Below are 14177 nucleotides of genomic sequence, written 5' to 3'. Positions count from 1 at the left end.
CGTCCCTTCGGGTTCACAACAGCCGGCCCCACCGGTTTCAGATGTCCTCACTGCCTTGCCGCCAGGCCCGCCACAGGCGCCCGTACCGGCCGCCCAGGGCCACCAACTCCTCGTGTGTGCCCTGCTCGACGACGCGTCCCGCCTCCAGTACGGCGATCCGGTCAGCGGCCATCGCCTGGGTCAGCCGGTGTGCCACGAAAAGCGTGGTCCGGCCCGAGCACGCGGCCAGTACGGCCCGCTCCAGCGCGGCGGCGCCCTCGCTGCCCGCCTCCGCGGTCGACTCGTCGAGCACCACCACCGGCGAGCGGCGCACCACGAGCCGGGCCAGGGCGATCTGGGCGACCTTGGTGCCGTCCAGGCGCTCGCCGCCCTCACCGACCGGGGTGTTCAGCCCCTCGGGCAGCGCCTCGACCCACTCACCGGCACCGGCCGTGCGCAGCGCGTCCAACAGTTCGGCGTCGGTCGCCTCCGGTGCGGCCAGCCGCAGATCGCCGGCGAGCGGACCGGAGAACACGTGCGTCTCCTGGGTCAGGATGCTCACCAGGGCCCGTACCCCGGCCTCGTCCAGATCCGCGAGGTCGGTGGGCCCGACGCGCACCGACCCGGACTCCGGGGTCCCGATGCCCGCGATCAGCGCGGCGAGCGTCGACTTGCCCGCGCCCGTCGCCCCCACCAGCGCGAGCGAACCGCCGCCCGGGATCGTCAGGCCGACGTCCCGCAGGACCGGCTCCCCGGCGCCGGGATAACGGAACGTCAGCCCCTCGACCGTCACCGGGGGCGGCGCGGTGTCCGCCGGCGCCACGGCCGCGTCGCCCACCAGCCGGTCCTCCGCGGCCTCCCCCAGCACCCCGACCAGCCGGATCAGGCTCGCGCCCGACTTCTGTGCCTCGTCGAAGGTGAACATGATGGAGCCGAGCGGGGTGAACAGCCGGTGGAACAGCAGCGGTGCCGCCGCCACCTCGCCCAGACTGGCGGCGCCGGCCTCCAGCAGGGCGTATCCCACCACGATGATCAGGACCAGCCCGGTGAACTCGGCGCGGTTCTCCCTGCCGACGAACCGGCCGAAGAGCCGGAACACCTCGATCCCGAGTTCGCGCACCCGCCACGACTCACGGGTGACCTGCTCGCGGAAGTCGTCCTCCAGGCGGTACGCACGGACCGTGTCGATCCCGTTCAGTCCGCTGATCAGCGCCTGGGCCCGGTCGGCCTGGGCCGCCCGCTGCCGAAGATAGAGCGGGGCGGACCGGGGCAGATACCAGCGCAGGGCGAGCGCGTACGCGGGCAGGGCGCCCGCTCCCGCCAGTCCGAGCCGCCAGTCCAGTCCGAACATGCCCACCGTGGCGATGACGACCAGTACTCCCGCCGAGAACACCGTCGGGACGGCCGTGCGGATGCCGTTGGACAGCACGGCCACATCGTCACCGACCCGGGACAGCACATCGCCCCGGCCGACCTGCTCGATCCGTGCGCTCGGCATGCCCAGCACCGCGCGGACGGCGCCTTCCCGCAGCCGCGCGAGCAGATCCGCGCCCAGCCGTCCGATCAGCCAGGTCGACACCGCGGTGGCCGCCGCGCCGAGCAGCGCGGCCGCCACCATCCACGCTCCCAGGGTGACCAGGACCGAGCGCGGTTCGCCCGCGGTGACCCCGTCGACCACCCGGCCGAGGAGCAGCAGCGGGAGCACCTGGAGAGCCGCCCCGGCCACCGTGGTGACCACGGTGGCCGCCGCCTGCCAGGGCACGCTCCGGCAGTGTGCCCAGACCCATCGGGTGGCCTCGCGTCCGGTCGCCGTACGTAAGGCCGCCGGGGCGGCGCGCGTTTCGGTGGTGCTCACACCCAGGGCCTCTCGTCGTGTCGGATCCGCGGGGCTCGCCTGCCCGGGGCACCGTGCCTCTCCCCCATAACGCTCCGGGCACGGGCGGGGACCGGGCCCGGTTGCAGCCGGGGCCCGCTCCCCGTACGGGCCGGCCCGTCGCGGGCGGCGCCGGGCCGTGCCGTCACCGTCCCGCCGGGCCCCCGGCCCGTGTGCGCCCGGTCGCCGGGGTCACCCGGGTACGTTCCGTACGAGAGCGACCCTCTGCCGTGCGGCCGTGTGCCGCGAGCCCGCCTTCCCGGCACACGGCGCGATGATGACGACCCGTCTACCCGACCGACTTGACGAGTTCGTCGATCGCGTACGGCAGGGACAGCAGCGTGCCCTGGGACATGGCCGCGCCGACCGCCGGGCCCTCGCTGTCCAGCAGGTACGACACATTGCCCTTCTTGACCGCGGACAGATTGGTGAACAGCTCGAACTTCTTGAGCGCTTCCTGGTCGGCCCGGTCGTTGATGACGAAGAGGTGGTCGACGTCGATCAGGTCCATACGCTCGGGGGAGAGCACGGTGAAGAACTTGCCACCCGCGACCTTGTCGATCTCGGTCGCGCCCTTGAAGCCGAGGCCCGTGACCAGCCGTCCGCGCACATCGGTGGTGGCGAACGGCGCCACCTTGTTCTCGTACCAGGACAGGGCGACGGCGGTCCGGCTCGCGAACTCTGGGTGCGCCTTACGGGCCGCGTCGAGCTTGTCCTGGATACCCTGTACCAGCTCGGCGCCCTCGTCGGCCTTGCCGAGCGCCTTGGCGATATGGACGGCGTTGTCCTGCCACCGGGCGCTGAACGGCTCCTTCTCGGCCTTGGTGCGGCCCACCGTCGGGGCGATCTTCGAGAGCCGGTCGTAGGCGGCCCGGTCGATCTCGGAGTAGACCGCGATGATCAGATCCGGCCGCAGGGCGGCTATCTTCTCGTAGTTCGGGCCGGAGTCGCCGTTGCTCATGACGACCTCGGGGCGGGTGTCTCCCCACTTGTCCTTCACCCAGGGCCACTGGGTGTTGATGTCGGGGGACTTGCCGGGCGGGTTCGGATACTGGTCGACCATGCCGACCGGCTTGATGCCGAACGCCAGGACCGCCTGGTCGTCGGTGTAGCCGACGGAGACGACCCGCTGCGGGGTCTTGGTGATCTTCGTGGATCCGAAGGCGTGCTCCACGGTGACCGGGAAGACGCCGGTGGCGGCGGCCGGGGTCTTGTCGTCCTTCTCGCCGGGCGAGTCGGAACCGCACCCCGCGAGAAGACCGACGCCGAGGACGGTGGCGGCTAACGCGGCCGTCAGCCGCCGCCAGGACTTCATGACCGTCGTTCGCTGGAGAAGCATCCGGGATCCCTTGCTGTCGTGCTGTCCACTGCACCCCCGTCTAAGGGCAGGCAAACCTTACCTTTTACAGATGAGGTTAGCCTAGCCTTACTTGCCAACTTCCCGCTACCGGAACTCCGTTGGTCCGCCCACGGGGCCGGAGGGCGCCTCCGGCTGTGCTGGGTGCGACGGGGTACCGGAGTCCGCTCAACCGGCCGCCCGCCGGGCACCGTCCCGTTTCAGCGCCGAACCCGGCCGGCACGGGCCGGGCGGGTCCGGGCCGGGGCGGGTCGGGTCCGTGTCGGGTCCGGGCCGAATGCGGAGACGGCCGTGCCGGTCACCCAATCCGTCGCGGCGCCGATACGGGTACGCCGTGCGGGGAATCCGGCACCCGGTCGGGCCGGACATGGGTACGGCCGATCGGCACGATCAGCGGCCGGTCCCCCACCGGGTCGTCGATCACCCGGGCGCGCAGCCCGAAGGCCTCGTACAGCAGCTCGTCGCTGATCACCTCACGCGGGTGTCCCCGCGCCAGGATCAGCCCCTCCCTCATCACGATCAGGTTGTCGCTGTAGCGCGTGGCCAGATTGAGGTCGTGCAGCACCATCACCACGGTGCACCCCGACTCGTGCAGATCGTCCACCAGGTCGAGCACCTCGACCGCGTGTGCCAGGTCCAGATAGGTGGTCGGCTCGTCCAGCAGCAGCAGGTCGGTGCCCTGAGCCAGGGTCATCGAGATCCAGACGCGCTGACGCTGCCCGCCCGACAGCGCGTCGACCGGGCGGTCGGCCAGATCGGACACCCCGGTCATGGCCAGCGCGCGCTCCACCACGGCGGCGTCGTCGGACGACCACTGCCGCAGCCAGCTCTGGTGCGGATGCCTGCCCCTGGCGACCAGGTCGGCCACTGTCAGGCCCTCCGGCGCGACGGGTGCCTGCGGCAGCAGTCCGAGCTTCCTCGCCACGTCCTTGGTCCTGAGCCGGGCGATGTCCTCCCCGTCCAGTACGACCGTGCCCCTGGTCGGCCTGAGCAGTCGTGACAGGGTCCGCAACAGGGTTGACTTCCCACAGCCGTTGGGGCCGATGACCGTGGTGATCACCCCTGGCGGAATCGCCACGTCGAGATCGTCGATGACGTTCCGGCCGCCGTATCCGACCGTGACGCCCCGGGCCGCCAGCCGTGAGACGTCACCGACGCCGACGCCGGTCCCGGCCCGGATCTCCGCGCCGGTCCCGGTTTCCGTCCCGGTCCCGGTCCCGGTCTCCGTCCCGTTCTCGGTGATGTATTGAGCACCCACAGCGCCCCCTAGGTTGAGGTTGGCCTGACGCCTGACTCTTGCAGCGGCTATCTGCGGTTCGCCCGTACCAGCAGATAGATGAGGAAGGGGCCGCCGATCACCGCGGTGACCACTCCGACCGGGAGCGAGACCGGCAGGACCGTACGCGCGGTCAGGTCCGCACCGGTCAGCAGCAGCGCTCCCACCATGCCGGAGGCCACCAACGGCGGTGTCGGGCACCTCGCCAGACGCATCGCCACCTGGGGCGCCACCAGCGCCACGAACGGGACCGGGCCCGCCGCGCTCACCGACACACCCGCCAGCAGGACCGCGCACAGCAGCAGCACCGCCCGCACCCTCGCGTACCGGACCCCCAGCCCCGCGGCGACCTCGTCGCCGAAGTGCATCGGCTGGAACTGGAAGGCGACACACAGCACGACGACCACGAGGACCGCCGTGCACCAGAGCGCCACCCGGACCTCGCCCCACGACCGGCCGTCCAGCGAGCCGACCAGCCACGCCTGGGCCCGCGCCACGTCCCTGATGTCCGCCGTGACCAGCAGCCAGGTCGTGATCGCCTCCATCACGGCGCTCACCGAGATGCCGATGAGGATGAGCCGGAAGCCGTCGATCCCGCGCCGCCAGGCCAGGAAGTACACCAGCAGCCCCGTGCCGAGGCCGCCCGCGAGCGCCGCCGCCGACAGCCCCACGGAACTGACGACGGCCGCGGCGGTCCCGCCCGACACCGTCACCAGGAACACCGCGACCGCGCCGGCGCCCCCGGTGATCCCCAGGATGTCCGGGCTGGCCAGCGGATTGCGCGCGACGGACTGGGTGAGCGCCCCGGACACCCCCAGCGCGATCCCCACGACGAGCCCGGCCAGGGCGCGCGGCATCCGCAGGTCCATGATCACGAACTCGTCGACGGGCTCTCCCCGGCCGAGGATCGTGGCGATCACCCGGGGCAGTGCGATGGGGAAGTCCCCGACGCCGATGGACAGGCAGAACACCAGGAAGGTGGCCGCCGTCAGCAGCACCGTGACGCCGGCGATCCAGGGCCGCCAGACGAACGACACCCGGCCGAGCCGCACCCCCGGCGGCACCGACCGCTTGGTCTCCGTCCCGTTCACCGGCTCGCGGGCTTCTCGCATCTCCGTCCCGTTCACGCGCTCTTGAGCTTTCCGCGCCACACCAGCACCGCGAAGAACGGGGCGCCGAGGAGGGCGACGACCACTCCCGCGTCCAGCTCACCCGGCCGTACCACCAGGCGCCCCGTGATGTCGCAGACCAGCAGGACGACGGCGCCGAGCAGACCCGCGTACGGCACCAGCCAGCGGTAGTCCGGCCCGGTCAGATAGCGGGCCGTGTGGGCCACCATCAGTCCGAGGAACGCGATGGGGCCGCACGCGGCCGTCGCCGCGCCCGCCAGCAGGGTGATGGCGACGACGCCGATGGTCCGGCTGAGCGCGATGTTCACTCCCAGCCCCCGTGCCACATCGTCACCCAGGTTGAGCAGGTTGATGGCGGGCAGGGTGGTCAGTGCCAGGGCCAGCCCGGCCGCGACGAACGCGGCCACCGGCCAGATGACGTCGAATCCGACGCCTGCCAGTGAGCCCGAGTTCCAGAACCGATGTGCGTTCAGTGACGCCTGGTCCGACAGTGCCACCGCCGTGGTCGTCGCCACGAGGAAGACGGTGACCCCCTGCCCGGCCAGCACGAGCGTCAGCGGGTTTCCGGCCCCACGGCCGATGCTCGCCAGCCCGAAGACGACGACACCGGCGACCGCCGCCCCCAGAAAGGCGAACCAGACGTACTGGAACGGGTCGGAGAACCCGAACAGAAAGACCACCATCACCACGGCGAAGGAGGCGCCCGCGTTCACCCCCAGCAGGCCCGTGTCGGCGATGGGGTTGCGTGTGTACCCCTGGATCAGCGCCCCGCCGGTCCCGAGGGCGACGCCCGCCACGATCGCGAGCACCGTCCGGGGCAGCCGCACCGTCCGTACGATGAGCCGGATCTCGGTGAGCCGCTGATCGGCGTCCGGCTCCGCGAACAACCCGTGCCACACCTCGGCGGGACTGAGCGCCCGCGCGCCGACGGCCAGTGACACCAGCCCCGCGGCCACGAGGATCACCACGAGCGTGCCGAGTCCCACCCCCCGGCGCCGCCTCACCTCGGCGCCCCCGGGCGCGGGGCGCCTGGCTGCGGTCGTGCCCATGTCGATGGTCATGCGTCCCTTCGGTTCACCACGGACGCGCGGCCGGTGACGGCGCGTCCGTTACGGGTCTCCGGCGCCGGTCCCGCCCGCCCCTGTGCTCCCTCGGATCGCCGGGGAGCGCCCCGCCGCCGGCCGGCCCCGCCGTTCACACCGCGGGGCCGGAACACCCGGTTCTGCACGAGCTCGCTCCTCAGGTCCTGCCCGCGGTTCCGTCCGCGCCGGTCCGGGCCTCGCCGGACACCGGCTCCAGGCCCCGGCCGAGCAGCGAGTCCAGGATGTCGCCGACCCTGATGGCGGTGTTGGACAGCAGCGACGACGTGATGCCGTGCGTGTGCTCCGTACCGCCCTGGAGATAGATTCCGCAGCGCAGTTCGGGGTGGGTCGCCACGCGGTAGTCGCGCTCGACGCGTACCCGGCCACCGTCGTCGCGGAGGCAGCGGTCCGCGACCTCGCCGAGGACGCCGAGGGAGTCGGCGGGGCTGTAGCCGGTGGCGAAGACCACCACATCGGCGTCCAGGGAGATCTCCTCGCCGGTGACGAGGGACGTGACGGTGGCGCGTACCCCGTCCGGTGTCTCCGCGACTCCGGTGAGCCGGGAGACGTTGAGGAAGCGCAGGCGCTCGGTGCCGAGGACCTTCTCCTGGTACATCAGCCGGTACAGGTCGTCGATGAGGTCGATGTCCACCACGGAGTAGTTGGTGTTGCCGTGGTAGTCCATCAGCCGGCGCTTGATGTGGTCCGGTGCGGTGAAGTACTCGTCGACGGCCGCGGGGTCGAAGATCCGGTTGGCGAAGCCGCTGTCGTCGGCGGGGCTGTAGCCGTAGCGGGAGAAGACGGCGCAGACCTCGGCCCCGGGGAAGCGGCGGTGCAGATAGGCGACGTTCTCGGCGGCGCTCTGCCCGGCACCCACGACGATGAACCGGGAGGGGGAGGCTTCCGCTAAGCCGTCGACCTTCGCCAGCAGTTCGGAGTTGTGCCAGACGCGTTCGGTGCGCTTCACGCCGTCCGGCATGAGGGGACGCAGTCCGGTCCCGATGACGAGGTTGCGGGCCCGGTGGAGTGCGAGCCCCTCCCCCGAGCGGACCGTCACATCCAGATACTCCACGACGCCGGCCCGGACCACGGGCGTGACGCCGACGACCTCGTGGCCGTAGGAGACCATGTCGTCGACCTGGGCCGCGGCCCACTCGAAGTAGTCGTGGAACTCCACCCGCAGCGGGAAGAGGTTCTTGTGGTTGATGAAGTCGATCAGCCGTCCCCTGCTCTTCAGATAGCACAGGAAGCTGAACTCGCTGGCCGGGTTCCGGAGCGTCACCAGGTCCTTGAGGAAGGACACCTGCATGGTCGCGTCGTCGATGAGCATTCCGCGGTGCCAGCCGAAGCGCGGCTGCTGCTCGAAGAAGTGGGCGCTGACCGCCGATTGCCCGCCGGCGTGCGCGTTGTGCTCGCTGAGCGCGATCGCCATGGCCACATTGGACGGCCCGAAGCCGATACCTATGAGGTCGTGGACCGGTGGTGCGTCACCAGGAAGAACCTGTGACATGTCACTCCCATCGTGCGGGGCAGCCGCTTGCCTGCCCCGGGAAGAGTACGAAGTGGTGGGCACGCCGACGAGGCCCACCGAACTTAGGTGAGCCTAAGCTAAATCCATCGGCGCTGTCGATAGGGCAGGGCGAAATCACAGGGGGCGCACACTTCGGCCAACTGGGCTGCCATATACGCCCGTTGCACGCTTAGGCAAGCCTTGCTTTACTGGCGCACGGTCAGCCCCTGCCTCAAGGAGGAACCTCATGCGGGTCGTCATGTTCGGTTACCAGACCTGGGGGCACCGCACCCTCCGAGCCCTGCTGGATTCCGAGCACGACGTGGTGCTGGTCGTGACGCACCCGAGGAGCGAGCACGCGTACGAGAAGATCTGGAGCGACTCGGTCGCCGATCTCGCCGAGGAGCACGGCGTCCCGGTGCTGATCCGCAACCGACCGGACGACGACGAGCTGTTCGAGCGCCTCAAGGAGGCCGGCCCGGACATCATCGTGGCCAACAACTGGCGTACCTGGATCCCTCCGCGCGTCTTCGGGCTCCCGCGCCACGGCACGCTGAACGTCCACGACTCCCTGCTGCCGAAGTACGCCGGCTTCTCACCCCTGATCTGGGCGCTGATCAACGGTGAGTCCGAAGTGGGCGTCACCGCGCACATGATGAACGACGAACTGGACGCCGGCGACATCGTGCGGCAGGACTCGGTGCCGGTCGGCCCCGCGGACACGGTCACCGACCTCTTCCACAAGACGGTCGACCTCATCGCCCCGGTCACCATCGGCGCCCTCGGTCTGATCGCGTCCGGGAGGACCGAGTTCACCCCGCAGGACCGGTCGCAGGCGAGCTTCTTCCACAAGCGGTCCATCGAGGACAGCCGTATCGACTGGTCCTGGCCCGCGGAGGACCTGGAGCGCCTGGTACGCGCCCAGTCCGAGCCGTACCCCAGCGCTTTCACCTTCCACAGGGGCAGGCGGCTGGAGGTCCTGGCCGCGTTCGTGTCCCGGGGCCGGTACGGCGGCACTCCCGGCCGCGTCTTCTACCGCGAGGGCGCGGGTGTGGTGATCGTCGCGGGAGCCGACGCCCGCACCGGCCGCAACCACGGTCTGGCCATCACCCGGGTACGGACCGAGGGCGGCCGGGAGCTGCCCGCGACCGAGTACTTCACCTCCATGGGCGGCTACCTCACCAGCCGCCCCTGAGTCGCCGGACCGGCCGCGGCCCGGTTTCCGGTACAGCAGCGTCAGGCGGGGGTCCGCGCCCCCGGGCCATGCCCCCGGCCGTGCGGGTCCCCGGGCTGCCCCGTGAGGCGCCCGGGCACCCGCCGGTCAGGTGGTCCGCGCGGGTGGTCGGCGGGACCATGGAGGACGGGCCCGCGAACTCCTCACGGCACTGACCCGACGACCCGACGACCCGACGACCGGACGACCGGACAACCCGTCGACCGGAAGGAGGCCCGTCATGGCAGAGCGCACGACCGTACGGCGTCTGATGGAGGAGTACGGCCGCACCCACGCCGGGGAGGCCGGAATCCGGCTGCGGAACACACCGGCGCCGCTGTACCAGCTGCTGACCCTCTGTGTGCTGTTCTCGATCCGCATCAAGGCCGATATCGCGGTGGCCGCGGCCCGGGAACTGTTCGGGGCAGGAATGCGCACCCCCCGGGCGATGGCGGATTCCTCCTGGCAGGACCGGGTGGACGCCCTCGGCCGCGCGCACTACGTGCGCTACGACGAGAGCACGTCGACCGCGCTGGGTGCCGGGGCCGAACTCGTTCTCGACCGGTACCGCGGCGACCTGCGGCGGCTGCGCGACGACGCCGGCGGCGACCCGGAGCGGACGCGTGAGCTGCTCCGGGAGTTCCCCCGCATCGGACCGGTGGGGGCGGACATCTTCTGCCGGGAGGCACAGGGCGTATGGCCCGAGCTGCGCCCGTCCTTCGACGAGCGGGCCCGCACGGCAGCCGCCGGCCTCGGGCTCCCGAAGACGCCCGAGGGCCTGGCGCGGCTCGTCGCCGCCGACGACCTGCCGAAGCTGGCGGCCGCCCTGGTCCGGGCCGGACTCACCAGGGGTGCCGTCGACGAGCTGCGCGGGACCGGCTGAGCCGGCACACGGACGCATCCCGCTCCCGGGATACCCGGGCGGGTGTGCGGGGCACCGCAATCGGCTGACGAAGTACGCCGGGAGGACGGGGCCGGTGTCAGGTCCGGGTGCCGGACTCCGCCGGGCCGTGGTCGCGCTGGAAGGTCGCGTAGAGCCACCACAGGGAAGGGATCAGCAGAAGCGCTCCCGCGGCCAGTGAGCCGAGGCTCGCGGCGAGCACCCTGTCGGTCGCGGCGGCCCGCGCGAGAGGCAGACCGGGGAGGATGTCCGGGTACTGGGCGACGCCCCAGCCCCAGAGCAGCCCCGTCACGGCGAGCGCGGCGGTCATCCGTACGGCCACCAGGTAGCGTCCGTGCGCCAGCAGGGCCAGGGAGACGATCCCGGAGGCGACGGACACGATGAGCAGCGGGAGGGCCGCCCAGTGGGTGAGGTCCCCGAAGAGGACGGGCGCGTCGGCGTGCAGCACGATCAGGCCGAGGACGGCCAGCACGCCGACGACGACTCCTGCCGCCAGCGCGCGGCGGCGGAGCGCCTCGGTCAGGGCGGCGTCGCCCGTGCGCTGTGCGTCACGGGTGAGATAGACGGCCGCGAGATAGGCGGCCGTGCCGATGGCGAGGGCTCCGGTGATCAGGGAGGTGGGATTGGCCCAGCTGGTGACGAGGTCGCCCTCGGCGATTCCCGGGGGAACCCGGCCGGAGGCGATCGCTCCGGCGACGGCGCCGAGGAAGAAGGGGGTGACGAGGGAGGAGAAGGCGAAGGTCGCCCCGAACAGCCGCTGGTACCCGGGGCTGCGGCTGACCTTGCGGAACGCGAAGGCGGAGCCGCGGGCGATGATGCCGAGGGCCACGGCGGTGAGCGGGATGTACAGCGTGGAGGCGATGGCGGCGAACGCGGAGGGCAGCCCGGTCCAGGTGAGGACGATGATGAAGATCAGCCAGACGTGGTTGGCCTCCCAGACGGGCCCGATGGAGTGCTCGACGAGTGCGCGCTGGGGCCTGCCGCGCTCGGTGCCCCCGGCGAGCAGATCCCAGATGCCGGCGCCGAAGTCGGCGCCGCCGAACAGGACATAGGCGGTCAGCCCGGTCCACAGGACGATCAGAAGTACGTCCGGCAGGTCCATGGGGGCCTCAGATGACCTTGTAGTCGGTGACATCGCGCTCCTGCGGCGCGACGGGAACGGGTTCGTCGCGGGAGAGCCGCCGCAGCACGTACAGCGTCGCGACGGTCAGGACCGCGTACACGACCGCCACCAGCACACAGCCCCAGATCAGGCCGGGAGCGGGATTGACGGCGTCCGCGGTGCGCAGCACCCCGTAGACGACCCAGGGCTGGCGCCCGACCTCCGTGACCGTCCAGCCCGCTTCCAGGGCGAGGACGGCGACGACACCGGAGACCGCCGCGGCCCGCCAGAACCAGGGTGTACGGGGCAGATCCCGGCGGCGCCACCACACCCAGGCGAACCAGAGGCCCAGCAGCAGCAGGGCGAAGCCGCAGCCGACCATGATCTGGAAGGCCCAGTGGGTGATGTTGACCGGGGGCCAGTCGGCCCGGGGGAACTCCTCCAGACCGGCGATCTCGGCGGTCGGCGACCAGTGGGCGAGCAGGGAGAGCCCGTTGGGGATCTCCAGCGCCCAGCGGAGCTCGTCGTTCACCGCCACTCCGCCGATGTGCAGGGGTGCGCCCCGTTCCGTGTGGAAGACGCCTTCCATGGCGGCGAGCTTCACCGGCTGGTAGTCGGCGACGAAGTGGGCCGCCCAGTCACCGACGACGATCTGCACCGGGGTGACGAGGGCGGCGAGGGTGAAGGGGACGAGAAAGCCGAGGCGGTGGTAGCGGTCGCGTCTGCCGCGCAGGATCGCGAAGGCGTGGACCCCGGCCATGAGGAAGCCCGCGACCATGAAGGCGGCGAGGATCATATGGACGGTCTGGGACGGCGTCGCCGGGTTGAACATGGCCGCCCACGGGTCGACCGAGACGATCCGGCCGCCCACCTCGTCGAATCCGGTGGGCTGCTGCATCCAGGCGTTGGCCGTGACGACGAAGAAGGCGCTCGCGACTCCGGCGACGACGATGGGGATCCCGGTGAGCAGATGCGGCACGGGGGCCATACGGTCCCAGGCGTACAGATAGACCCCGATGAAGATGGCCTCGATGAAGAACGCGATGCCCTCCAGGGAGAACGGCAGACCGATGACCTCGCCGTACGTGCTCATCAGGCCCGGCCACAGCAGGCCCATCTCGAAGGAGAGGATGGTCCCGGACACCGCTCCCACGGCGAACAGGACTCCCATGGCACGGGCCCAGCGCCGGGCCAGCAGCCGGTAGTTCACATCCCCGGTACGGTGGCCGCGCCACTCGGCGATCAGGGTGATCGCCGGCATCCCCACACCGAGGCACGCGAGGATGATGTGCCAGCCGAGGGAGAGCGCCATCTGAACGCGTGCCGCCCCCAGGTCCGGCGGGGTGACAAGCGTCTCGACGACGAACAGCATGGCGCTCCCGGCGCTCCCGGCAAGGTGTGGGGGCGGTCCCCGCGGACCACCCGACACCAGCGGCCGGGAAACCGGCCGCGGGACCGCCGCACGCCCCCCGCAACGGCCCAGCCGAACCACCCGCCCGGCAGACCTGGATACCCGGCCGCGGGCGCTTGGTTCCGGCGGAGGCTACGGTCCGACATCCTCTCCCGCGCTTGAGGACCGGGGTCCGGGGCAGCGCCCCGCAAGGCAACGCGGATGCTTGGGCCCCGGAGAAGGCCGCGGGTCCCGACATCACAGCCTCTCCGGCGCTTGAGGAGCGGGGTCCGGGGCAGAGCCCCGCAAGCGACCCGGACCCGGCAAGAGCACGCACGCCAGGAGACCGGTCCGGGGAGAGCCCACCTCGAAGGTACGCGGCCACCAGGGGCCCTGCCGGACGGACCGCTCCCGGCGGACCTGGAAACCCAGCCGCCGGATCCATGGGCTCCCGAGAAGGCCACGGGTCCCGAAAACTCAGCCTCTCCGGCGCTTGAGGAGCGGGGTCCGGGGCAGAGCCCCGCAAGCGACCCGGGCCCGGCAAGAGCGGACCAGCGACCACGTCCGGCCGCAGTCGCCTCGGCGAACCGTGCTCCCGGGCAACCCACCGGCCGGGAAGGGCCCACCGGCACGCCACCCGTCCGCGTGCCGCCGGGCCTCCCGGCCGCCGGGCCCGACCCCCCGGGACAGGGCAGGCCGGAACAGGGCGGCCGGAGGTCCCGCCGGGGCTTCAGCGCCCCAGCGCGCGGGCGAGTTGCTGCTTGGTCATCGTCGACCGGCCCTCGATATTGCGCTTCCTCGCTTCTGCGTACAGCTGGTCCTTGGTGGGCCCCTGCGCCCCGCCGTGGGAACGCTGCCCCCCGCGCTGGGACGCCGACTTCGGACCCCGGAGCGATGTCCTGCTCGCGGACCTCGACTCCCCGGCGCGGGCGCGCTCCTTGTTGACCGTACGGGCGGCCATCTCCCCGGCCCGGCGGGGGGATTCGCCCCGCCTCTCCGCGGACTCCTTGATGTATTCGTACTGACGTTCCCTCTTCGCGCCTGAACCTCGTGGCATGTCCGTATCTCCTCTCTTCCTCGACTGCTTGCTCGGGCTCACGGCGTCCCGATGCCTCACGACCATCAGCGGCGGAGACGGCGGAGGCCGCAACGGGGCGGGACCGGACGGCCGCACGCCTCCACTCCTGCGGGTAGCCAAGCGCCGACGCCATGCGCCACGGGAGGGGCATGAGGGCGCGGTCCGGCGCGGGCCCGAGCGGAGGAGGGCCCCCGGGTACCCGGCCTCCCGCGGTTTCGCCACCGCACGGGCCGTCCGAGGGAGGCCGCGGCGGCCATCCGCGACCGCCGCGGCCCTCCGGCGGCCG

The 14177-nt window shown here is 71.8% G+C and carries 11 protein-coding genes; 2 read left to right on the top strand and 9 right to left on the bottom strand.

What is annotated here, in order from left to right; all coding sequences use genetic code 11:
- Window positions 1–37: 37 nt before the first annotated feature.
- The 6 genes from ACIBCM_RS05365 to ACIBCM_RS05340 form a co-directional block, all read right to left on the bottom strand.
- A complete protein-coding gene (locus tag ACIBCM_RS05365; RefSeq protein ID WP_399240432.1) occupies window positions 38–1834 on the bottom strand; it encodes an ABC transporter ATP-binding protein in 1797 nt (598 codons plus the stop codon).
- A gap of 307 nt (window positions 1835–2141) precedes the next feature.
- Complete coding sequence (locus ACIBCM_RS05360) at window positions 2142–3191, bottom strand: iron-siderophore ABC transporter substrate-binding protein (RefSeq protein WP_399240430.1); 1050 nt, start codon at window positions 3189–3191, stop codon at window positions 2142–2144.
- A 316-nt stretch (window positions 3192–3507) separates the two neighbouring features.
- Window positions 3508–4389: an ABC transporter ATP-binding protein gene (locus ACIBCM_RS05355; RefSeq protein ID WP_399240797.1), complete on the bottom strand. Its 882-nt coding sequence runs from the start codon at window positions 4387–4389 to the stop codon at window positions 3508–3510.
- Window positions 4390–4514: 125 nt separating this feature from the next.
- Window positions 4515–5597 (bottom strand): FecCD family ABC transporter permease, encoded by a 1083-nt coding sequence (locus ACIBCM_RS05350; RefSeq protein WP_399240428.1) that lies wholly within the window; start codon window positions 5595–5597, stop codon window positions 4515–4517.
- An 11-nt stretch (window positions 5598–5608) separates the two neighbouring features.
- The gene (locus tag ACIBCM_RS05345) at window positions 5609–6664 is read right to left on the bottom strand and encodes a FecCD family ABC transporter permease (RefSeq protein WP_399240796.1); all 1056 of its coding nucleotides are present in this window, start codon (window positions 6662–6664) and stop codon (window positions 5609–5611) included.
- A gap of 190 nt (window positions 6665–6854) precedes the next feature.
- The gene (locus ACIBCM_RS05340; protein ID WP_399240426.1) at window positions 6855–8207 is read right to left on the bottom strand and encodes a lysine N(6)-hydroxylase/L-ornithine N(5)-oxygenase family protein; all 1353 of its coding nucleotides are present in this window, start codon (window positions 8205–8207) and stop codon (window positions 6855–6857) included.
- Between the two features lie 247 nt (window positions 8208–8454).
- On the opposite strand from ACIBCM_RS05340, the gene ACIBCM_RS05335 reads away from it, so the two are divergent.
- The gene (locus tag ACIBCM_RS05335) at window positions 8455–9402 is read left to right on the top strand and encodes a methionyl-tRNA formyltransferase (protein ID WP_399240424.1); all 948 of its coding nucleotides are present in this window, start codon (window positions 8455–8457) and stop codon (window positions 9400–9402) included.
- A gap of 259 nt (window positions 9403–9661) precedes the next feature.
- Entirely contained in the window at window positions 9662–10303 is a 642-nt protein-coding gene (locus ACIBCM_RS05330; RefSeq protein ID WP_399240422.1) for an endonuclease, read from the top strand.
- 97 nt (window positions 10304–10400) lie between these two features.
- Here ACIBCM_RS05330 and ACIBCM_RS05325 read toward each other — a convergent pair whose 3' ends face one another.
- The 3 genes from ACIBCM_RS05325 to ACIBCM_RS05315 all read right to left on the bottom strand — a co-directional run bounded on the left by ACIBCM_RS05325 (window position 10401) and on the right by ACIBCM_RS05315 (window position 13870).
- Window positions 10401–11423: a cytochrome d ubiquinol oxidase subunit II gene (locus ACIBCM_RS05325; RefSeq protein ID WP_399240420.1), complete on the bottom strand. Its 1023-nt coding sequence runs from the start codon at window positions 11421–11423 to the stop codon at window positions 10401–10403.
- 7 nt (window positions 11424–11430) lie between these two features.
- Window positions 11431–12795 (bottom strand): cytochrome ubiquinol oxidase subunit I, encoded by a 1365-nt coding sequence (locus ACIBCM_RS05320; protein ID WP_399240418.1) that lies wholly within the window; start codon window positions 12793–12795, stop codon window positions 11431–11433.
- A gap of 748 nt (window positions 12796–13543) precedes the next feature.
- Window positions 13544–13870 carry a plasmid stabilization protein gene (locus tag ACIBCM_RS05315; RefSeq protein WP_399240416.1) on the bottom strand — a complete coding sequence of 109 codons (327 nt, stop codon included), beginning with the start codon at window positions 13868–13870 and terminating at the stop codon, window positions 13544–13546.
- Between the last annotated feature and the right edge of the window lie 307 nt (window positions 13871–14177).

Origin of the sequence: Streptomyces sp. NPDC051018, from assembly GCF_044456085.1 — a bacterium.
Lineage (GTDB): Bacteria > Actinomycetota > Actinomycetes > Streptomycetales > Streptomycetaceae > Streptomyces.
The sequence above is the reverse complement of the archived record's forward strand: the minus strand, read 5'-3'. Positions and strand labels throughout refer to the sequence as shown.

Excerpts from the sequence above, each read along its gene's own strand:
- ACIBCM_RS05360 (WP_399240430.1), bottom strand. The coding sequence starts at position 3,191 with ATGCTTCTCCAGCGAACGACGGTCATGAAGTCCTGGCGGCGGCTGACG.
- ACIBCM_RS05350 (WP_399240428.1), bottom strand. The coding sequence starts at position 5,597 with ATGCGAGAAGCCCGCGAGCCGGTGAACGGGACGGAGACCAAGCGGTCG.
- ACIBCM_RS05345 (WP_399240796.1), bottom strand. The coding sequence starts at position 6,664 with ATGGGCACGACCGCAGCCAGGCGCCCCGCGCCCGGGGGCGCCGAGGTG.
- ACIBCM_RS05340 (WP_399240426.1), bottom strand. The coding sequence starts at position 8,207 with ATGTCACAGGTTCTTCCTGGTGACGCACCACCGGTCCACGACCTCATA.
- ACIBCM_RS05335 (WP_399240424.1), top strand. The coding sequence starts at position 8,455 with ATGCGGGTCGTCATGTTCGGTTACCAGACCTGGGGGCACCGCACCCTC.
- ACIBCM_RS05330 (WP_399240422.1), top strand. The coding sequence starts at position 9,662 with ATGGCAGAGCGCACGACCGTACGGCGTCTGATGGAGGAGTACGGCCGC.
- ACIBCM_RS05325 (WP_399240420.1), bottom strand. The coding sequence starts at position 11,423 with ATGGACCTGCCGGACGTACTTCTGATCGTCCTGTGGACCGGGCTGACC.
- ACIBCM_RS05320 (WP_399240418.1), bottom strand. The coding sequence starts at position 12,795 with ATGCTGTTCGTCGTCGAGACGCTTGTCACCCCGCCGGACCTGGGGGCG.
- ACIBCM_RS05315 (WP_399240416.1), bottom strand. The coding sequence starts at position 13,870 with ATGCCACGAGGTTCAGGCGCGAAGAGGGAACGTCAGTACGAATACATC.